We start from the raw sequence: 19139 nt of genomic DNA, 5'->3' as shown, positions 1-19139 counted from the left end.
CAAGGTTTAAATTTTTGTTACATAATTCCTTTTTATAGGCGACGCAAAGAATCTACCTTGGAAATTTCGGGGTGATGTAAGCAATGGCCAAAGGCTTTGGTTTGTCATAGAGCCAGTGATAATATCAAAACCTTTTCTTTTCTTCAGAATTTTTGCTTTGATATCAGATACACCGTGGTGTATTAGTCCCAATTTGCTGGCGGCCTCTCTAGAAAGGTCTATCACCCTTTCTCCGCAATAAGGCCCGCGGTCGTTTACTTTTACTATTACTTTTTTTCCATTTTTAGGATTTTCTATTTCTATTAATGTACCAAACGGCAGCGTGCGATGTGCACATGTATAATAGCGATTGCTGAAAACGTCGCCGTTTGCAGTTGTTTTGCCATTAAATTCTTTGCCATAAAACGATGCTAAGCCTTCAAACGATTTTTTGTATTCTAATCCTTGTGAAAATGAAGGCACAAAACCTAAAGCAGAAAAAAGTATTATAAAAAGTGTTTTTGTAAAATTCATACGCACTTATTTTTTATGCAAAACAAACGGATTATGTTTTTCGGAAGTGTTAATGAGATAGAAAAAAAAGCTTATTTATTAGAAAAGTACAATGTTTACTTATAAAATCATAAAATTGAATAATTATTTTATGCTGATTTTAAGGTAGTTGACTATTTTTTCTTGCTTGTTTTCGAAAGGTTTATATCGGAAATGTCGCTTTATGTGTTATTGCTACACTTTAAAAATGTTCCGAAAATCTGAATGTCTTTGACGCATTAAATGGCCAAAATTTGATATAATATTAATCTTACTTTGGGAAAAACTGTGTATGTTTTTTTTTTCGAAATTACAGATATTAGTTTGTAGAAACAGAAGTATCCTGCTTTTTTCTGAAGGCTTTGGGGTTTTGTTTTGTAAGTTTTAAAAACTGTCTGTTGAAATTCGATAAATTATTGAATCCCGATTCGTAACAGATTTCTAAAACACTCATTTCGGTTTCTTTCAAAAGCTTACAAGCGTGATTTATTCTGACTTGCATAAGGTATTCCACAAATGTCTTTTGTGTGCGAGCTTTGAAATATCTACAAAAGGCGGCTTTACTTAAATTTACTTTTTGAGCCAACTCCTCAACCGACACAGGTTCTTTGAAGTTTTTTAATATTTGGTCAAATATGATACTCATTCTCTCTGAATCTTTCTTGCTGATTCCTTCCATTCCTATTTCTGAAAGAGGCTGTTGCTCTTTACTTTCAGCCATCAATTGCAATATTTCAAAAAGGCTCAAGAACTTTTCTAGGCTGGTTTTATGCATGTTTTCTTTAATGACTTTGTTTATTTGCTCTTTGGTATTGCCATAAAATTGAAGTCCAAATTTTGCTTTTTCTAATAACGACTTCACGGGAGTCATTTCTACCAAGTCAAAGAATGATTCACCAAAACTATCTAGCCGAAACTGTATAACGATGGACGCGGGCAGAGGAAATGTCTCTTTGGTATAAAATATTTCATCAGCACTAAACCAGTGGGGTAGTTTACCTCCTATTAATATTAAATCTCCCTCATTATATTCAGAAGTATGGTTTCCGATTACTTTTTTCCCATATCCACCATCACAAAGAACGATTTCGAACTCCTCATGATAATGCCAGGGAGTTTCAAAATAGGGAGATTCGTAACGTTCATATATAAAGGAAAGGCTTTTGCTAAGCGGCAGTCTTTGAAGAATTGGTTTCATTTAATATCAATATAGTATTGGTCGAGCATTAAATATAGGTGGAAATTAAAATTTTATCTATATATTTTTGTATTTTATCAATATGTTTTTATCTAAATGATATAATTTTTCACAAAATGCTCAAAGGTAAAAAGGTTGTTATTGTTGGCGGAACTACTGGGCTGGGGTTTTCAGCTGCAAAAGCTTTTATAAAAAACGGTGCAAATTTGGTGGTGGTGGGTAGAAATCCCGAAAGTTGCATTTCTGCCGAATTGGCACTGGGTGAAAATGCTCGAGCTCTTAAAGGGGATGCTTCTGATTCTACAACTGCAACAAAGGCCATAGAAATGTGCATTTCTGAATTCGGTGATTTTGATGGTTTGTATCATGTTGCTGGTGGAAGTGGTCGTAAATATGGCGATGGACCGCTACACGAACTTACACTTGAAGGTTGGCAAAAAACCTTTGACTTGAATCTTACCAGTCTAATGCTTTCAAACCAAGCTGCGGTAAGAAAATTTTTAGAACTCGGAAAATCTGGAAGCATTTTGAACATGAGTTCTGTTTTGGGTTTTTCACCATCTCCGCAATATTTTGTGACACATGCCTACGCAGCCGCAAAGTCGGCCGTGACAGGATTTACAAAAGCCTTGGCGGCCTATTATGCAAAAGACAATATCAGGATAAATATTCTAGCACCAGCGTTGGTCGAAACCCCCATGTCGGCACGGGCAAGTACCGATGGAAAAATCATGAGTTTTGTAAAAACGAAACAGCCACTAGATGGTGGAAGAAACGGAAAGCCCGAAGATTTAGACGGTGCGGCGGTATATTTTATGTCGGATTCTTCAAAATTCACTACTGGTCAAACGCTCTATGTAGATGGGGGATGGGAGGTATCTGAAGGGCAGTATTAATGTGCTAATGTGTCAATTAGTTAATATGCTAATTAGCAAATGTTGATTTGTTGAAATTGGAATGGGTTTAAAAATGGATTAAAATAAAAGCTTATAGCTATAGGCTAAAAGCCAACAGCTAAGAAATGAAAGTAGCAATAGGAATAGACTTAGGCGGAACAAACGTGAAAGGTATTTTACTCAACGAAAAGGGTGAGGTTCTTCACAAACATTATATTCCTACCAGTGACGAGGGAGATGAAAGCTGGAAAGAGAATGTTTTGGAAATGGTAAACCATTTGAAAGAGAAAAGCCAAAATCAAGTGGAAATCATTGGTTTGTCTGCTCCTGGCCTAGCAAATACCAACAATACCTGCATCGCTCATTTGCCAAACCGTCTTTTTGGATTAGAGAATTTTGTGTGGGCAGACTATTTTGAAACTAAAACTTTGGTTTTAAACGACGCTCATGCCGCATTGATGGCCGAAGCTAAGTTTGGAGCTATAAAGGGATATAAAAATGCGATTTTGATTACATTGGGTACTGGTGTGGGCGGAGGAATACTCATCAATGGAGAACTTTATCAAGGTCTGAGTCAAATGGCGGGGCATTTGGGCCATGTTTCAATAAATACAAACGATGATGACCTTTCAATTTTGGGCATTCCAGGGAGTTTAGAATATGCATTGGGCAATTATTCTATAGAAAAGCGTTCGATGGGGAAATATAAATCAACGTTTGATTTATTAGAAGCTTATAAAGAAAATGATCCTTTTGCTCAATGGCTTTGGTTGGATTCGATAAGGAAATTGAGTATTTCATTGGCCTCTTTTATAAACGTTTTTTCACCTGAAATCATCATTTTGAGTGGAGGAATAACCCTAGCTGGCAATTTACTTTTTCAGCCGATACAAACTTTTATTGACCTCTATGAATTTAGACCACAAGGCAAAACAACAAAAATAGAAAAGGCTCATTTTGATGATTTATCGGGAGCCATTGGAGCGGCGGCTTTTGCATTGGGAGAAATTAATAAACACATAGACGCATAGTGCACAATAGAGAATTACAAAAAAAGCTATGATGTCAAGGTGCCTATGTGTTTTAAAAAAAATAGAATATGACTTATACAAAACAGTATTTAGAAAAGTGTCAGCAGATGATCGAAACGGTAGCTGCTCAAGAAAAACAGATTCTTGAAGTGGCTAGAATTTTTGCTGATTCTATTTTGGCAGGAAGAATGGTACATGTATTTGGAAGCGGACACAGCCGCATAATGGTGGAAGAAATGTGGCCGAGATATGGGTCATTCCCTGGTTTCAATCCCATAGTTGAGCTCTCACTAACTTTTCATAATTTGGTTGTGGGTGCGAATGGACAAAGACAAGCTATGTTTTTAGAAAATGTTTCAGGTTTGGCAGAACAAATTATCAGAAATTTTGATGTTAATGAACAAGACGCTGCCTTGATTATTTCTTCTTCTGGATGCAATGTGGTGCCTATAGAAATGGCAGAAATATTTAAATCAAAAGGGTTGAAAGTAGTGGGATTGAATACCAAACTGCATTCTGAAGCCAGTACATCAAAACGGAAAGATGGTAAGAAATTACAGGATTTTTGTGATGTGGTTTTAGATTCGGGAGCACCATTGGGCGATGCCATGATAAAAATTGAGAACTTAGAAACACCGGTGGCACCAGGTTCTACAGTGGGTTCTTGTATGCTCATCAATTCTATCAAAGCTGAAGTAGCTAATCTTTTAACTCAGGCTGGCCGTCCTCCAAAAGTATTGACAGCCGGAGCCCTTGTTGGAGCAGAAAAAGCAGCTGAACTATTCCAAAGTGCTTATGATGAACATGCCCACCGCATTTCGAAAATGTATAGATCTGTGGGTATAGAAAGTTATGTGTCGAAAGAATAGAATTAAATATGCAGTGTACTTTGTGTAAAACCTTGTGCACTTTGTGGTAAATAAAATAGAAATAATTATGCAACCAATACCTATAAAAACAACCGTAGTAGGCTCATGGCCATTTCCAAGTTGGCTAGAATTTGCCTCTCAAAATCTTGATAAATTTGGCCCAGCCGATGTCAACGAAATGATTGAGGATGCAGTGGTAAATGCCATTCACGATCAGGTCGCAGGAGGATTGGATGTTATTACTGATGGTGAACAAACGCGGCTAGATTTCAACCTTTCGTTTTATGGTTTCATAAAAGGAATTCAAGCCAATCATGAAGAAACACGTAAGTATGGTCCACCTGCACACGACCAAAGAGGAAAACATACGATTGTCGAAAAGCTAAGTGCTCCAAAAGGGCTTGGCGTAGTTGAAGAATACAATCGTCTGAAAAGACTAGCTCCCGAAGGCAAAATATTGAAGGCTTCAATTCCTGGTCCATACACTTTATCAGGTAGAATGTTGCCAGGCGAAATTTACAAAGACCGTTGGGAAATTACTGAGGCTTTGATGCCTTTGGTGGCTTTGGAATTAGAAAAATTGGTTGAAGCAGGAGCTCAAGAAATTTGTATTGACGAGCCATCTATGTCTTGCTATGCTTACAAAGAAGATACAAAACGATTTGTGGATATTTTTAATCGGACAGTTAAAGGCATTTTGGATAAAACCAGAATCGGCACACATTTGTGTTTTGGGAATTTCAAAGGGCGTTCGATTGGAAAGAAAACCATTGCACCCATGTTGCCTGATTTCTTGGATATGACTGTTGACGAGTTACATACCGAAATGTGCGTTTTGAATTTTGCAGAAGTACATCTTTTAGAACGGTTTGCCGAAAAAATGGATGTGGCTGTGGGTGTAATTGATGTAAAAAGTTATTACATCGAAACGGTAGAAGATGTAAAAGAGCGAATTCAGAAGTGCCTGAAATATGTGCCTGCAGAAAAATTGGCAGTGGCTCCAGATTGCGGACTGTCACAAACTGCCCGATGGGCATCAAAGTTAAAAATTGAAAGCATGTGTAAAGCTGCGGCAGAATTGCGTTGAAAAAGCCCCCCAACCCCCGAAGGGGGAGTTTTGTTGGAATTTTGAAATATAGGCAAAACCTTTGCGTCATAGCCACTTGGCGATAAAAAAAAAACTTTGCGTCTTAGCGTCTTTGCGAGAAAAAACCTCGCGGCCTTGCGTCTTAGCGGTATAAATGTATAGACAATGATAAAACCGAAACAGAAAAACGAACAACTAATTAACGATATTCAATCTTTTACCTCCGAATCCACCTTCAAAGTTTGGTGGCTTGGACAGAGCGGTTTTTTACTTAAATTTAGAGGTGAAACTGTTCTTTTCGACCCTTATTTGTCGGATTCACTTTCTGTAAAATACCAAAATACAGAAAAACCGCACACAAGAATGAGCGAATTGGTGGTGAATCCTTCACTTTTAGAAAATATAAATGTGCTTACTTCTAGTCATAACCATACGGATCATTTAGATGCTGAAACTTTGAATTCGATATTTGAAAATAATGAATACGCAAAATTCATTATTCCGGAAGCAAATAGAGATTTTGTAACAGATAGATTGACATGTGAGTTTGATTTTCCTATTGGATTAGATGAAAACAGGAGCATTAAAATAGGGCATTTCGAAATAATTGGACTACCTGCGGCACATAATTCTGTAGAAAGAGACGAAAAAGGTCAGTGCAAATTTATGAGCTATATTGTTAAATTTGGAGATTTTGTGGTTTACCATTCAGGTGATACGCTATGGTATGAAGGTTTGGAGAAAAACCTCAAAAGTTACCATTTGGATTTGGCGTTTTTACCCATAAATGGAAACAAGCCCGAGAGAAAAGTAGCAGGAAATTTAAGTTTTCAAGAAGCAGCTGATTTAAGTAAAGTGGCTGATATCAAATGTGTTATACCTCATCATTATCACTTGTTTGAGTTTAATACTGAAGACCCTGAAAACTTTAAAATTGCCTGTGAAAAAATTGGAACTCCCTATAAAATTCTAGAACTTGGAGAAGGATTTGAATTTATAAAGACTTCATAGGAAATAGTTTATTCTAAAATTTCAATCGAAAAGACAGTACCATAAGGATAATATGAAAACGTGTAGAGTCTCAATTAATAAGTATTTAAAAACCAGTGTTTATCTGTCCAATCAGTGTCATCTGTGTTCAAATAATAGACCATGAAACGAAGAAATTTCATAGCCGCTGTACCAGTTTTGGGAATGATTCAAAAGTTTGAATCTGTAAAAGAGACTTTCCCAATTAGTAGCAATTCCTACAATTGGGGTACTTTTTATAGCAGAGAATCAAAAGTTTGGGGCGAAAATCTTGATGCTGATATGGCAGCGTATGTGAAGACTGGTCTTCAAGCCTATGAGCCCAGTTTGGGAAGTGCCGAAGAAGCCACTAAACTGATTGCCGTTTTGAAAAAATACCATATTAAAATGCCCTCAGTTTATATTGGCAGTGTTTTGCATGAAGAAGAACAAGTAGAAAAGTCAATTAAAACTATTCTTGAAATTGCGGAAGTTGTGAAAAACTATGGCACCAAAATCATAGTAACCAACCCAAATCCCATAGCTTGGGGAAGCGACAAACTAAAATCGGATGAGCAATTAACACTCCAAGCTAAAGCATTAGAGAAAATAGGAAAATCATTAAAAATGAATGGCTTAAAGCTTGCCTACCATACCCACGACGTAGAATTGAAGGCTGGAGCAAGAGAGTTTCATCACATGTTACAAAACACTTCACCCGAGAATCTATATTTCTGTATGGATGTACATTGGGTTTATAGAGGTTCTCAAAACTCTCAATTGGCGGTTTTTGATGTGCTAAAAATGTATGGAGACCGCATTATTGAGCTTCACATTCGACAATCAAAAAATGGAATTTGGCAGGAAGTTTTCACTTCTGATGGCGATATCGATTTTAAAAAATTTGCTTTAGAATTATTAAAGAAAAATCTGAAGCCGCATTTAGTTATAGAGCAATGTCTCGAAAAAAATTCACCGAATACCATGAATGCTTTTGAGGCCCATACTATTGATTTGAAAGAAATTAGAGATACATTTAAACTTGTTTTAAAGCCTTAAATTATGATAAAATTATGCATTTTGGGAGGCGGCTTCATTGGCCGTTTCTATGCCGAATCACTCATTGGTCGCCGCGGAAAAGACGAAGTCAAAGTGATTTATGCACGAAGAGAAGAAACTGCCGTTCGTTTTGCCAAAGACTATAATGTTCCCCATTTTTTTACCGACATGGAGGCCGCCATTGCCCATCCGGAGACCGAAATGGTGATTATAGCCCTTCCAAATTATGTGCATGAAGAGGCAGTGCATCTTTGCGTAAAGCACAAAAAAGCGGTATTGTGTACCAAGCCCTTGGGTAGAACAGCAGAAGAGGCACTTCGTATGACCCAAGCATGTGAGGAGGCTGGAATTTTTGCTGGATATTTAGAAGACCTTTGTTACACCCCAAAATTCTCAAAATCACTGGCAAGTGTAAAGGCCGGAGCCATTGGAAGGGTTTTGTGGGCAAAATCTCGAGAAACACACCCAGGTCCGCATTCTGATTGGTTTTGGGATATGGAAAAAGCAGGTGGAGGTGCCATCGTGGATATGGGCTGTCATTGTATCGAAATCTCACGAAATTTTATAGGAAAAGACATTTTGCCAATTGAAGTAATGTGTTGGGCAGACACACAAGTAAAACCCATTGATGCAGAAGATCACGCCATTGGTTTGGTTAAATATGAAAACGGAGCCATAGGCCAATTTGAAGTTTCCTGGACTTTTCGTGGAGGTATGGACTTGCGAGATGAAGTGATGGGAACCGAAGGGACAATTTGGGTGAATTCTTGGCTAAGGACTGGTTTTGAGATGTTTACAAGCGGAAATACGGATGGGTATTTGGTAGAAAAAGCAGAAAGTTCTTCTGGATGGCAGTTCCCGGTTGGCGATGAAGCCCACGAGTTGGGTTATACGAGTATGTTTATTGATATGTTTGAGGCATATGAAAAAGGTACTCAACCGCAAGAGACATTTTATGATGGTTATGTGGTAAATGCCATTATTGATGCAGCTTATAAATCAGCAAAAACCAAAATTTGGGAGCCTGTTAAATTGCCGGAATGGAGAGGACAAACTGGACTTACGAAGCCATCTGTTTATACCGAGTATGATGCAGACCATTGGCTTATAAAAGAAGAACTTTTGCCTAACGGAGACAAAAAAGTGATTTTAAAAAATAAGCTAAGTAATCAAATACTCGAAAAAGTTAAATTGGATACTAAATAGTTAATGTTTTTTTACAAATTAAACCTTAAGAATATTCTTAATGGTTTTTTTCCAAATGAATGTAATTATTTTGGAGATAAAATTTAAAAATGGGTAATTGTTTGGAAAGGTGATTAACCGAGGGTTTTCGATAAGATTAGGGTTTGAAAAGTATCTATAGTTGCTCGCAAGGAAGTTACGAAAAGATTTTTTTTCGTCCAAAAGTTTAAAATATATAGAAGTGAATCTAACTCTGTGGTCTAATCTAAGCCAGAGTTTACCTATTTCCCAATATTTTATAATGTCCTGTTTGACGGTGCTTAGCTCAGTATTGAGGGTTTGTATATTTCGAAATTCGTTTTCATATAGTTCCATTCCGGTCTCAAAAAAACGCTTCATTCCTAATTCTATAGCTATTTGATTTAATTCATGCTTGTTCAAATTGGTGGTTTTTAAGAATTCAATCAAATCACAGAAATGTTTTAGTCTAGTCCAACACTCACGTCCGCCATGGTGTATAAGAAGCATGGTAAAGAGTGTTTTAGGAGAAACAAAGGTCTTTTTATGGGCCTTGTTGATTGCAGTTTCTTCATCTGAAAAAAACTCATTGAAATTGACTTTAAAGTCGTGGGCCTCTTCTTTGATATGCCAGTGAAAATCAATATGAATATCTACACCCAATTTTGTTTTTTTATCAAGCCCTACCTCCATAAATCCTGGATTTTCAAATATGGAATTTATAATTTTCTCATTATCATGTTTTTCTGGGTTTTTTATATCAAGAGTGTAACCATCTTCTAGTAATATTTCTAAGGCTTTTTTAGCATTTTCGGGCTGAACCAATAGGTCCAAGTCATGGGTTTCTCTTAGTTGCTGATTTTTGTAAAGTTCTGAAATAAAAAGGACGCCTTTGTAGGGGAGAACATCAATACCTTGCTTGCGGAGCAGGTCGAGCAGTCTTTCTAGCTCCTGATTTGTAGCTAAATTGAAGATGGATTGGGTAAGGGTACGCGTTTTGAGTTCTTTACTTAGTGAATTTTCAAAACCTATCCGTTGAAAAGTATCCGAAAGTACAGGCCTAATTGCATGAAAAATAGCTAGTTTTTCAAGTCTATGCCAGTCAATTTCTTTTTTAAGAAGGGCTTCGATTGTATTTGTCGGATGTCCTAGAAGACTTACTTTTACCGATTCAATTAATAGGTCTAACTCAATGCTTTTTTTCATCCAAATGTCTTAACGAAGTCTCGAAGTTTCTCATAATTAAGCGGTCTGTTTACTCTCTTCACCGTAACTTGTGCTGCTATCTTTAACGAATCCGTAAAGTGTCGTTCTAGATGTGCCCCTCGCAAAATCTGCTGCGGTAAAGGATAATACTTTATTAGTTCAATTGGAACATCAAGCAATCTTATTTCATGATTTTTTTTTGAGTAAGGTTTTTGCAAAACAACTATTTGGTCTAGATCAATTGCTGTATCAGGAAAGGAGTTCTCGCTTTGTCGAAATATATATTTTTGATGGCCCTCATAGGCGGGTTCTAGGTTAGATGGATCAAAATCTAGGTTTCTAGCACTTTCTTCCCAGATTTTTATTTGAGGAATACCTGGTAAAACCGCTGCTCTGCCTGAGTTGTCAAATGTAATGGCTGTCATATCGTCGCTTAAAATTGTATAGCCGGCCTTGGCAAATGCAGCAATGGTCGTGGACTTCCCAGCTCCTGGTACTCCGATAAATACGATGGCCTTTTCTCCAACTTTTACGGCACTGCCATGTAGCAAGAAGTAGCCTCTTTGTTGCAGAATCAACCCTAAGGCCTCACTGGTGGCAAATAATCTAAATACATCGTCGTCGTTTGTGTTTTTTTGAAACTCTAATATTTCTCCTTTTGAGGCTTTAAATTTGCCTATCGTTGGCCAATCTAAAATCAATTGCTCGTTTTCAATAATTATGTTTGCTTGCAGTCCCTTTCGAAAAACATTTGTTTTGAATCCCTTTGCTGAGGGTATTTCTTCAGGTTTGAAACAAAAATCCTTAACTCGTTTTGAGGCCATAGGAAGTTCTAAGTCAAAATCAGAATCAATAGTTAAATTGTAAGCTTGAAAGAGCATCAAAAGGCGATTTTATTGAGGTTTGCGTGTAAATATCTCGATTTATATCCATAATTTAGTGTTCCTAAGTAAAAAAAATCTTTTAAATACATGGCTCAAAAAATCTTGTTCATGCTTCTTTTGGTTTTCGTGTTTTTTTCGACCGAAGCACAAAGGAAGTTTGGTAATGAATGGATTTCTGATGACCAAGATTTATACAAAATTACCATCGCCGAAAAAGGTATATATAGGATTTCTTACGAAGATTTGAAACGTATAGCATTTCCAGTTGATGTAGTAGATGTAAAAAGAATTCAATTGTTTCATCATGGGCGTGAAGTGCCAGTTTGGATTGCTGGTGAAGCAGATGGGGTTTTCAATGCACAAGACTATATCGAGTTTTATGGAGAAGGAAATAATGGGGAGCAAGATTCGCTACTCTACAGACCTGAAAGCTCTCGAATGAACGTCTATCAAAGCCTGTATTCAGACAAAACCGCTTATTTTTTAACATTGGGAAATTCCCCTTTGCGAACTAAAGAACTAAAAAACCTATCTTTTAAATCTTCAATTATTGAGCTTTTTCATACGGAGCAGCAAATAAAGGCTTTTAATGAGCAATACTCTTTTAATAACAGTATCGGTTTCCCGCCTTTTGTTATGCAGAGTTATTTTGAGCAAGGAGAGGGCTGGACGAGCAAAATCATAGTAGGAGACTCTTTGGCCAAATTTCCGATACAATTGATAAATTATCTTCCGCAAAACGACAAACTTCCCATATTGGAATGTCTTTTTAATGGCCGTACAGAAACAGTACACGACGTTAATATTGGTCTTCAAAACAACCAAGGCCAAGCTCGAAATATCGGCAAAATAGATTATTTTGGATTTGCTCCCTTAAAAATAATTACAGAAATAGCGACAAATGAGATTTCGGGAGATGGACAAATACTGTTAAAGTCACAGTCAAACAAAAAAGATAAAATAGAATGGTACTCTATAACCTATCATAAAGTAAGCTATCCTCAAAGTTTTGAGATGAGCAATTTGAAGAGCAAATTATTTTATTTAAGGTCTTATTCTACAACTGAACGCCATGTGTCGGTTTTGAATGCACCGGCCGATGCTCAAGTTTATGAGCTGTTTGATAGGTATAATTTTAGAAAGATAAATAGCTTTGTTGAGGGAAGAAACCTGAATTTTGTTACCGAGAATAGTTTTTCCTCGAAAGCCGTATTAGTAAGCTCTGAAATCAAAAAGCCGATTGATATTCAGAAAGTCAGCGTTAATTTGGATTATAAAAAAACTTCTGATTTTCTCATCATTACACATTCGTCTCTTTTAGAATCGGCCAGAGAATTTGCCAATTATAGAGCATCTACTGCAGGTGGGGCTTTCAAAACCAATCTTATAGATATTCAAGATTTGTATTTGAGGTTTTCTTTTGGCGAACGAACTCCATTAGCCATTCGAAGATTTGTTGATTTTCAATTGTCAAAGGGGCAAAAAATATCTTATCTTTTTCTGGTTGGAAGAGGAAAAAGCTTTCCTGATGCTTTAAAGACAGATGCAGCTCTCGATTTGGTCCCAACTATGGGTTACCCCGGTTCAGATGTTTTACTTACAGCAGGTTTAGATGGTTTCGATTTGGACGTTCAGGCTGTTGCTACTGGCCGACTAAATGTTGTTTCAAATCAGGAAGTACTCAATTATCTGCAGAAGGTAAAAGAATATGAATCCAACACCGAAGATTTGCTTTGGAAGAAAGACGTTCTGCATTTAAGTGGTGGAGGGTCTAAATCAGAAATAAGTTACTTTAAAGATATACTGAAAGGTATTGAGCCAAAAATTTATAATGGCTATATGGCCGGTAACGTAGGAGTCTTTTCGAAAAAGACAGACAACAATATTGAAAACGTCGATATTTCGGAAGCGGTAAACAAAGGTGTTGGTTTGATTACTTTTTTTGGGCATTCGTCTTCAACAGCTACTGATTTAAACATTGGTTATGCTTCAAATCCCAATGGAAAATTACAAAATAAAGGAAAATATCCCTTGATGTATTTTAACGGATGTGGCGTAGGCAATGTTTTTAATAGATACGACTTGCTCACCACGGACTGGCTCATTACGCCCAACAAAGGAGCAATTGCAGTTTTTGCAAACTCATTTTGGAGTTATGATTTTCCTACCAATCGCTATATCAATAATCTGTACGAAAAGCTTTTTGAAGATACACAAACATTGGGGGAGTCAATTGGAAAAATACAGCAAGCGGTTAATATCAAACTCAAATCAGAAGGAGCCGATTTGCTAATGTTGTCTAATATTCATCAACTCATACTTCAGGGCGATCCCGCTATAAAAGTATTTTCTCTGAAGAAACCTGATTATAACATAGAAAAAATCTTTTTGAAATCAAAGAATCAAAGCTCTTCTATTGCACAGAATGATTCAGTGTTGGTTGGTGTGATTGCCTCAAACTTTGGGAAATACCAAAAAAACGGCTCGATAAACGTTTCGGTTAAATCGAGAGGACCAAGCAAAAATGAGGATAGGAATTTTAGAATAAATAGTATTGCCTATCGAGACACCGCTTATTTTGCCATCAAAAAAGACCAAAGCCAGCAGTCTATTGTGGTGCGTCTTGATTTCGATAACCAAGTGGAAGAAAACAATGAACAAAATAATGAGAAGGAACTAACTGTAGATTGGTCAGCAGCTAATCCATATTCTATTTATCCGAGTGATGCTATTCCTGATGAATTAAATCCAATTCTGGCGGTGTATTTTGATGATAAAAAACTTAGAGAGTCTGATTATGTTGCAGCAAACGCAACTCTAAGGATGCTTCTGACCGACGATAATCCTATTTCGTCTAAAGATACTTCTGTGATTGCATTATTCATCCAAAGCTGTGAAACATGCAAGTATCAACAGATCCCTTCTAAATATGTCGATTTTGTTCAGAAATCTCCCAACACCGTGGAGGCTAATTATAATTTGCCCAATTTGTCAAAGGGAAAATACAAATTGTTGGTTGTAGGACATGATGCAAAGCAAAATTCGGCCGGGAATGGGTACAATATAACTTTCTTGGTCTCAGAAGAATTTCTGCCAAGTACCCTGAGTGTTTATCCTAATCCGGCAGATGATTTTTGTAATTTGGAGTTTAAAATTATTAATAAATCAAACCCCAAATCAGGAGTTGCGAGACTCTATGATATACACGCTAAGCTGGTAGACGAAGTAATATTTAGTCCTAAGGTTGGTAAAAACGAAGTTTTTTTTAATTGGAAAGGCCAGTTTTCTGCTGGATTATATACCTATAAGGCAGTCATTGAATGGCCAGATGATAGGCTGGAAGAGTTTGATGGAAAAATAATTGTCAAATAGTTCTACTTTTCCAGCCCCATTTCAACAAGCTTTACTTTCTGTTCTCTGCCGTATTCTATTAGTCCTTTGCCTACGCAGGCTGGAGTAGTTTGACAATAAGCCAAATTGGTATTCTCTTGATATATCATGCCAAACAAAGGGGCATAAACTTCGAAATTTTTATTTTTTGACAATAATGAAGAGTCATTTTTTATCATAACTGACACCGTATTTAGATATACTTTGCCATCAATTTTAAAATCTTTGCCTTTGTCTTGGTAGCTTATTTTTTGTACTTCAAAGCTGTTGAGTTCGTTTTTATTCCAAAATTGAGCTGTTTGTATCGGGAAGAATAATTTTATGATGTCAACATTGTTTTCTGTTCGAACCACCTTGTTTGTCAATATCTGAGTAGTCCAAACAGAGTCAATTTTCCAAGATTGTGCATTGGTTTGTCTCTTGAATCTTTCAATTTTATATATTTTTTCTGATGCTTGATTTTCGTAGCTTTCGCTTATTTGTTCTTTAAGAAAATATTTTGAGTAAATAGGGTCACTAGAAATAGTATAATTTATATCCGTAACTTCATAAATTTGATATTGTCCGACGGCGATGGGAAAATATTGATAATCTGACACTTGTGGGTTTGGTTCCTTTTCGCACCTCATGAAAAGAAATAGTCCCAAAAAGAGGATGGATAGCTTTAATCGAATCAATGGTCCAGTTTATTTAGTATGTTGAGCATGAATGCCATCGAAGAAATCAAGCCAAAGAGCTAATTGAACGGTACGATTGGCTAGCCAAATATATTTTGTTTTTTTTTGATATGAAATACCCTTATCAAAAATATAAAGAATCAGCTTGTTGAATTCGGCCATTTCTATAAACTCCCATACTCTGTGCTGCGTTCCTATTTCTGATCTAGCTTCGTTCCAAAGGTTTTCAAAATAAGAATATAGGTATTCCGAAAACTCAACTTTTGTTGTTCTTAACCTCACTTCTTCAGGTAAAATATCCACCGTTGCGTGCCGCAGGATGCCTCTCCCAAAACCATTATCAAATCTTGTGGCTGAGTTCACTGCCACAGAAACTTCAATGAGGTTTTTGTCTAAAAATGGATGGAAGGCTTCTACACCCAAGCTTCGCATTATGGCATTCTGTTGTTCAATGACGGCTACATTCAGATTGCTGAAACTATATCCAAAATGCTCTTTTTCGAACGGGCTAAATGTTTTTGGGAGATTTTCAACATCAAACCTGATGACCTGAGTGCTGTCATATTTGTTCTTCAAAAGTTGAAAATCTATTTTTTTTGCAAAAAACTTTGTTTTTAAAGCCGTTAGGGCTTTTCTAGGTATATAATTTTTACTGAATTTAAAATTTCTAACTGCAACCTGAAAACCATCTAGTGCTTTTTTTAATTCTCTTTTCTTTAAATAAGCAAGAATTCTGTTTCCAAAGAAGTAGTCGGTATAAACCTTGATTTTTGTTGCGTTTGATAGGTCTGGCCAGCCGGCAAAATAAAAGCCGAGGTCTCTGTTTTTAACATAACTTGCTATGCTCTGTTTTAGTGTTTGCCATTCTTTTTGGTTATAGAGGTCTTGCATATATTCTGTTCCGTAAGCTACTATGGCATCTCCTCCGTCGCCAGTGAGTATTTTAGTACAGCCCAGTTCTTTGACTTTTTGACCAAGCAAAAAAAAGGAAGTTCCTGGCATAAACAACATGTCGGGCGTTTTGCAAATCTCTATCAGACGCTTAGAAAGTGATAGTGGGTCTTCTGTAGACTGAACCTCATGATGATGAAGATTCCATTTGTTCACGACTACATTCGCATAAAAACGTTCATCAGTGGATGTATGCCCAGTAGAGAAGTACAATGAATTTACTTCATTATTCTGCATTTTAGCTATGCTTGAAATAGTGGAGGAGTCAAGACCGCCGCTAAGGTTGGTGCAGATTTTTTCTTTTGGATTAATATTCTTCTCTACCGCATGTATCAGCTTTTCTTGGAATATTTTTGCTTGCTCACTTGGTTTTAGTTCTATATATTTATGTAAGGAGGGTTGCCAATAAAAATGTTGAGAGACTTTTTCGTTTTCGCAAGATACCCAATGACCCGGCAATGCTCTAAATATGTCTTTGTAAAATGTCTCAGAACTATATGAAGAATTAGATTCCTCAAAATTGAAATAATTTTGAAGAGCGTTGTAGTTAATTTCGGGAACACTGGTTGAAACTATATCAAGGATGTCGTCGCTAAGTATAAAACCTTGTTTTGTTTTCTTAAAAAAGAGGCTGTTGTTACCGAAATGGTCTCTAAACCCTAGAACCTTTTTATTGACTATGTCAACGATTCCAAAAGAAAAACCTCCATCTAGTTTGTCAAAGAAATTTATGCCGTAAACCTTAAAGCCTGAAAGGACTAGCTCTGATATATTCATCTTATTTTCTAAAATGAATTCGGAGCTCAGTTCTTCATAATTAGAGAGATAGCCATTTCCTATGCATATCCAGCCCTTTTCTGAATGATGATATAAATCTCTGTTAGAACTCCAAGCATAAATACCATCGGAATTGTAGATTAAATCATCATTCCTACTGGTATTTTTTTTGGATTTGCTTTTTTCTATGCAAAATGACAATTAGATAAATTTTATGGAGTGTAACCATTTGCAAAATCAGGCGTTGAGCCACCCTTCAGAGTGAGTTTTGCTACTGACCCATGTTTTTTTAATTGCGGGCTCGTGTATTTCTTTTTAATATTATCGTTAGTTACTTTTGAATTTTTCATTTTTTGGGTAAGTAAGTAGTATTTGCTGACAAACAATTATTAATATATGGCAATTCTGTATTTTACCATTCCTTTAAGCGTTCTTACTTTGAGGAAGTATAGGCCGCTCTCGGGCTTTTGGAGAAAGTCTAGCTGATATTTATCTCCACTTTTTTCAAGTTTTACAGCTACACTTTTTCCACTTGAATTATAGGCTTCGGATTCAAGAATTGTCTCGTTGCTTTTGATATTAAAGCTTCCTGAGCCCGGATTTGGGTAAATCAATGTCTCAGAAGCTCCTCCTTCGGCGTTAATATCTATGATTTTAGAGTAAGAAATGCTTCCATCGTTGTCCAATTGGCGAAGACGGTAGTAATTCATTCCAGGGAATGGATTTTGATCAATGAACTGATAAGTAGTTTTTTCAGTGGATTCACCCTTTGCTTTTATGATTTGAAGATCTCCAAACTCTTGGGCATTCCCGCTTCTTTGTACCACAAAATGGCTAAAGCTAGTTTCAGTTTCAGTTTCCCAATTTAGTGATATTTGATTCTCTTGAGATAAACCTTTAAAGTAACTTATTTTTACAGGATTTGCATTACTGGAAGTAGTCGTAATTGCGGTACAGTTAAATCCATTAGAAGTAGCATTGTTGGTTGTGCCCTCTATGCTAACTTGAGGTTGAGTTCCACATGGAAAAGTCACATTTGAAAAAGTATGTGTAATAACAAAGCCGTCTCCAAGGTTTGACAACCCCGTCGCTGTTGCACAATTTATTATCGTGGTCGAATTTATTTTACAAACAGGAGATATTACTGGACTTGCATTTAATATAGAAAATCTTGCGGCCTTTGCTGCATTTTGAGTGGTGGTAACAGACATCGCTATGTTGTAATTACATGTTTCTCCTGACGAAGACACAAAAGTGATATTTGCTGTTCCGGTACCTACACAAGCTTGAGAATAAGCGATATAACTATACATCCAAGACAATAGTAATAGTATGCATTTTTTCATAATCATTAACATTTAATTTATAAGGTAATTCGCTAAATTTTATTCTATACACCAAATAGGTGTAAAGTGTGAGGAGGGAGTATCTCCAATTATATACATTCTGTCTTTTTCAATCCAAGCGTGTGCTTCAAATCCGTTCACTAAAGAAACACCGATAGTTAAAACCAAATCAGGAATAGAACGTAAAATTAATTTTGCTGTGAGGGCTTGCGTTAAACAAGTAGAATCAAAAACAAGATATCTAGAAACTGTCTTTATGGTTTGAGTAATTTCTTGAACCCTGCTGATGTTATAATTTGTAGATTTATGATTTCGAAGTATGTAATTATAAAGTCGAATAAACTTATTAAACGGTACCATTTTTAGAGTAAACCAAAAAAAAGTCAAATAAATTGCGATTTTTAAAGAATCGACTTTATTTAACCTTGAAAGTCTCCAAAATGTTTTAAATGACTTCCACCAATTTTTCATTCAGAAGTTCGCTTAGTATTCTGTTTATATCGGACTCAACAATCTGGTCATCCACATCAAATTCATTTAGAATCAATTTCTTTAATTCAATAATGGTAGTTCCATTTAATTTCAATTGTTCCCAGATGGCTGTTCCAACCTCATTAAGTTCATAATAAAATCCATCTCTATGATTAAGAATAACCGTAGAACCAGACAAATTAGAAGAAACTTGATGGTTTGTAGTACGAAACCTGGCCAATGAATCAACCATATAATAAACAAAATTTATAAATTTTAAGACAGATAAAATAATAATAAGTCACACTAAAACCTTTGTTTTAGATAACGTTTTTATATGAAAGCAGAGTTTAGAGGTATACGTGGAATTTATTTGTTCTAATTCTAAATAACAAAAGTACGAAAATAATTGGAGTACCTGTTTTCCGCGATTAATTTATTTTTTGATGAAATAATTTTTGTTTTCAGTATTTTAACTTTTTCAAGTGCTTTCACAATCCCAAAATAATCCTACCTTTTTATACTTTTTTTTAGGTTTTTATCGGAATTATGAAA

18 protein-coding genes are annotated in these 19139 nt (G+C 36.1%); 8 read left to right on the top strand and 10 right to left on the bottom strand.

Annotated elements, in window-relative coordinates:
* Window positions 1-6: 6 nt before the first annotated feature.
* Together EGI26_RS06260 and EGI26_RS06255 are read right to left on the bottom strand one after the other, a co-directional pair.
* Complete coding sequence (locus tag EGI26_RS06260) at window positions 7-513, bottom strand: septal ring lytic transglycosylase RlpA family protein (RefSeq protein WP_255077116.1); 507 nt, start codon at window positions 511-513, stop codon at window positions 7-9.
* A gap of 337 nt (window positions 514-850) precedes the next feature.
* A complete protein-coding gene (locus tag EGI26_RS06255; protein ID WP_255077114.1) occupies window positions 851-1729 on the bottom strand; it encodes an AraC family transcriptional regulator in 879 nt (292 codons plus the stop codon).
* A gap of 116 nt (window positions 1730-1845) precedes the next feature.
* On the opposite strand from EGI26_RS06255, the gene EGI26_RS06250 reads away from it, so the two are divergent.
* The 7 genes from EGI26_RS06250 (at window position 1846) to EGI26_RS06220 (ending at window position 8885) form a co-directional block, all read left to right on the top strand.
* Complete coding sequence (locus EGI26_RS06250; RefSeq protein WP_255077112.1) at window positions 1846-2625, top strand: SDR family NAD(P)-dependent oxidoreductase; 780 nt, start codon at window positions 1846-1848, stop codon at window positions 2623-2625.
* A 125-nt stretch (window positions 2626-2750) separates the two neighbouring features.
* Window positions 2751-3656 carry an ROK family protein gene (locus tag EGI26_RS06245; RefSeq protein ID WP_255077111.1) on the top strand — a complete coding sequence of 302 codons (906 nt, stop codon included), beginning with the start codon at window positions 2751-2753 and terminating at the stop codon, window positions 3654-3656.
* 68 nt (window positions 3657-3724) lie between these two features.
* Complete coding sequence (locus tag EGI26_RS06240; protein WP_255077110.1) at window positions 3725-4525, top strand: sugar isomerase domain-containing protein; 801 nt, start codon at window positions 3725-3727, stop codon at window positions 4523-4525.
* 67 nt (window positions 4526-4592) lie between these two features.
* Window positions 4593-5612 (top strand): methionine synthase, encoded by a 1020-nt coding sequence (locus EGI26_RS06235; protein WP_255077109.1) that lies wholly within the window; start codon window positions 4593-4595, stop codon window positions 5610-5612.
* 165 nt (window positions 5613-5777) lie between these two features.
* The gene (locus EGI26_RS06230; RefSeq protein WP_255077108.1) at window positions 5778-6623 is read left to right on the top strand and encodes an MBL fold metallo-hydrolase; all 846 of its coding nucleotides are present in this window, start codon (window positions 5778-5780) and stop codon (window positions 6621-6623) included.
* Between the two features lie 141 nt (window positions 6624-6764).
* A complete protein-coding gene (locus tag EGI26_RS06225) occupies window positions 6765-7679 on the top strand; it encodes a sugar phosphate isomerase/epimerase (protein WP_255077106.1) in 915 nt (304 codons plus the stop codon).
* 3 nt (window positions 7680-7682) lie between these two features.
* On the top strand, window positions 7683-8885 hold the full coding sequence (locus tag EGI26_RS06220) for a Gfo/Idh/MocA family protein (protein ID WP_255077105.1): 1203 nt from the start codon (window positions 7683-7685) through the stop codon (window positions 8883-8885).
* Window positions 8886-8903: 18 nt separating this feature from the next.
* Here the strand turns inward: EGI26_RS06220 and EGI26_RS06215 are convergent, their stop codons facing one another.
* Together EGI26_RS06215 and EGI26_RS06210 are read right to left on the bottom strand one after the other, a co-directional pair.
* Window positions 8904-10088 carry a nucleotidyltransferase family protein gene (locus EGI26_RS06215; RefSeq protein WP_255077104.1) on the bottom strand — a complete coding sequence of 395 codons (1185 nt, stop codon included), beginning with the start codon at window positions 10086-10088 and terminating at the stop codon, window positions 8904-8906.
* Window positions 10085-10969, bottom strand: coding sequence for a serine kinase (locus EGI26_RS06210; RefSeq protein WP_255077102.1), 885 nt, complete (start codon window positions 10967-10969; stop codon window positions 10085-10087). Before EGI26_RS06210 ends, EGI26_RS06215 begins: the two co-directional genes overlap by 4 nt.
* A gap of 90 nt (window positions 10970-11059) precedes the next feature.
* Here EGI26_RS06210 and EGI26_RS06205 point away from each other — a divergent pair, with 90 nt between their 5' ends.
* Window positions 11060-14344, top strand: coding sequence for a C25 family cysteine peptidase (locus EGI26_RS06205; RefSeq protein WP_255077101.1), 3285 nt, complete (start codon window positions 11060-11062; stop codon window positions 14342-14344).
* 2 nt (window positions 14345-14346) lie between these two features.
* Here the strand turns inward: EGI26_RS06205 and EGI26_RS06200 are convergent, their stop codons facing one another.
* Genes EGI26_RS06200 through EGI26_RS06175 form a run of 6 tightly spaced genes read right to left on the bottom strand, consistent with a single transcriptional unit; the run spans window position 14347 to window position 18837 of the window.
* On the bottom strand, window positions 14347-14991 hold the full coding sequence (locus tag EGI26_RS06200; protein WP_255077100.1) for a hypothetical protein: 645 nt from the start codon (window positions 14989-14991) through the stop codon (window positions 14347-14349).
* 57 nt (window positions 14992-15048) lie between these two features.
* Window positions 15049-16968, bottom strand: a complete 1920-nt coding sequence (locus EGI26_RS06195) for an asparagine synthetase B family protein (RefSeq protein ID WP_255077099.1) — start codon at window positions 16966-16968, stop codon at window positions 15049-15051.
* A gap of 11 nt (window positions 16969-16979) precedes the next feature.
* Window positions 16980-17117, bottom strand: coding sequence for a lasso RiPP family leader peptide-containing protein (locus tag EGI26_RS06190; protein WP_255077097.1), 138 nt, complete (start codon window positions 17115-17117; stop codon window positions 16980-16982).
* Window positions 17118-17156: 39 nt separating this feature from the next.
* Window positions 17157-18113 (bottom strand): T9SS type A sorting domain-containing protein, encoded by a 957-nt coding sequence (locus EGI26_RS06185; protein WP_255077095.1) that lies wholly within the window; start codon window positions 18111-18113, stop codon window positions 17157-17159.
* 39 nt (window positions 18114-18152) lie between these two features.
* Window positions 18153-18584, bottom strand: coding sequence for a lasso peptide biosynthesis B2 protein (locus EGI26_RS06180; RefSeq protein ID WP_255077094.1), 432 nt, complete (start codon window positions 18582-18584; stop codon window positions 18153-18155).
* A complete protein-coding gene (locus EGI26_RS06175; RefSeq protein WP_255077091.1) occupies window positions 18559-18837 on the bottom strand; it encodes a PqqD family protein in 279 nt (92 codons plus the stop codon). The genes EGI26_RS06180 and EGI26_RS06175 overlap by 26 nt, the downstream gene beginning before the upstream one ends.
* Between the last annotated feature and the right edge of the window lie 302 nt (window positions 18838-19139).

This window comes from Lacihabitans sp. CCS-44 (genome assembly GCF_024343735.1).
Lineage (GTDB): Bacteria > Bacteroidota > Bacteroidia > Cytophagales > Spirosomataceae > Leadbetterella.
This window is presented reverse-complemented; position numbering and strand designations above follow the sequence as displayed.

What these genes read in the sequence shown, in the direction of transcription:
- EGI26_RS06260 (WP_255077116.1), bottom strand. Translation starts at nt 513, where the DNA reads ATGAATTTTACAAAAACACTTTTTATAATACTTTTTTCTGCTTTAGGT.
- EGI26_RS06255 (WP_255077114.1), bottom strand. Translation starts at nt 1,729, where the DNA reads ATGAAACCAATTCTTCAAAGACTGCCGCTTAGCAAAAGCCTTTCCTTT.
- EGI26_RS06250 (WP_255077112.1), top strand. Translation starts at nt 1,846, where the DNA reads ATGCTCAAAGGTAAAAAGGTTGTTATTGTTGGCGGAACTACTGGGCTG.
- EGI26_RS06245 (WP_255077111.1), top strand. Translation starts at nt 2,751, where the DNA reads ATGAAAGTAGCAATAGGAATAGACTTAGGCGGAACAAACGTGAAAGGT.
- EGI26_RS06240 (WP_255077110.1), top strand. Translation starts at nt 3,725, where the DNA reads ATGACTTATACAAAACAGTATTTAGAAAAGTGTCAGCAGATGATCGAA.
- EGI26_RS06235 (WP_255077109.1), top strand. Translation starts at nt 4,593, where the DNA reads ATGCAACCAATACCTATAAAAACAACCGTAGTAGGCTCATGGCCATTT.
- EGI26_RS06230 (WP_255077108.1), top strand. Translation starts at nt 5,778, where the DNA reads ATGATAAAACCGAAACAGAAAAACGAACAACTAATTAACGATATTCAA.
- EGI26_RS06225 (WP_255077106.1), top strand. Translation starts at nt 6,765, where the DNA reads ATGAAACGAAGAAATTTCATAGCCGCTGTACCAGTTTTGGGAATGATT.
- EGI26_RS06220 (WP_255077105.1), top strand. Translation starts at nt 7,683, where the DNA reads ATGATAAAATTATGCATTTTGGGAGGCGGCTTCATTGGCCGTTTCTAT.
- EGI26_RS06215 (WP_255077104.1), bottom strand. Translation starts at nt 10,088, where the DNA reads ATGAAAAAAAGCATTGAGTTAGACCTATTAATTGAATCGGTAAAAGTA.
- EGI26_RS06210 (WP_255077102.1), bottom strand. Translation starts at nt 10,969, where the DNA reads ATGCTCTTTCAAGCTTACAATTTAACTATTGATTCTGATTTTGACTTA.
- EGI26_RS06205 (WP_255077101.1), top strand. Translation starts at nt 11,060, where the DNA reads ATGGCTCAAAAAATCTTGTTCATGCTTCTTTTGGTTTTCGTGTTTTTT.
- EGI26_RS06200 (WP_255077100.1), bottom strand. Translation starts at nt 14,991, where the DNA reads ATGAGGTGCGAAAAGGAACCAAACCCACAAGTGTCAGATTATCAATAT.
- EGI26_RS06190 (WP_255077097.1), bottom strand. Translation starts at nt 17,117, where the DNA reads ATGAAAAATTCAAAAGTAACTAACGATAATATTAAAAAGAAATACACG.
- EGI26_RS06185 (WP_255077095.1), bottom strand. Translation starts at nt 18,113, where the DNA reads ATGAAAAAATGCATACTATTACTATTGTCTTGGATGTATAGTTATATC.
- EGI26_RS06180 (WP_255077094.1), bottom strand. Translation starts at nt 18,584, where the DNA reads ATGAAAAATTGGTGGAAGTCATTTAAAACATTTTGGAGACTTTCAAGG.
- EGI26_RS06175 (WP_255077091.1), bottom strand. Translation starts at nt 18,837, where the DNA reads ATGGTTGATTCATTGGCCAGGTTTCGTACTACAAACCATCAAGTTTCT.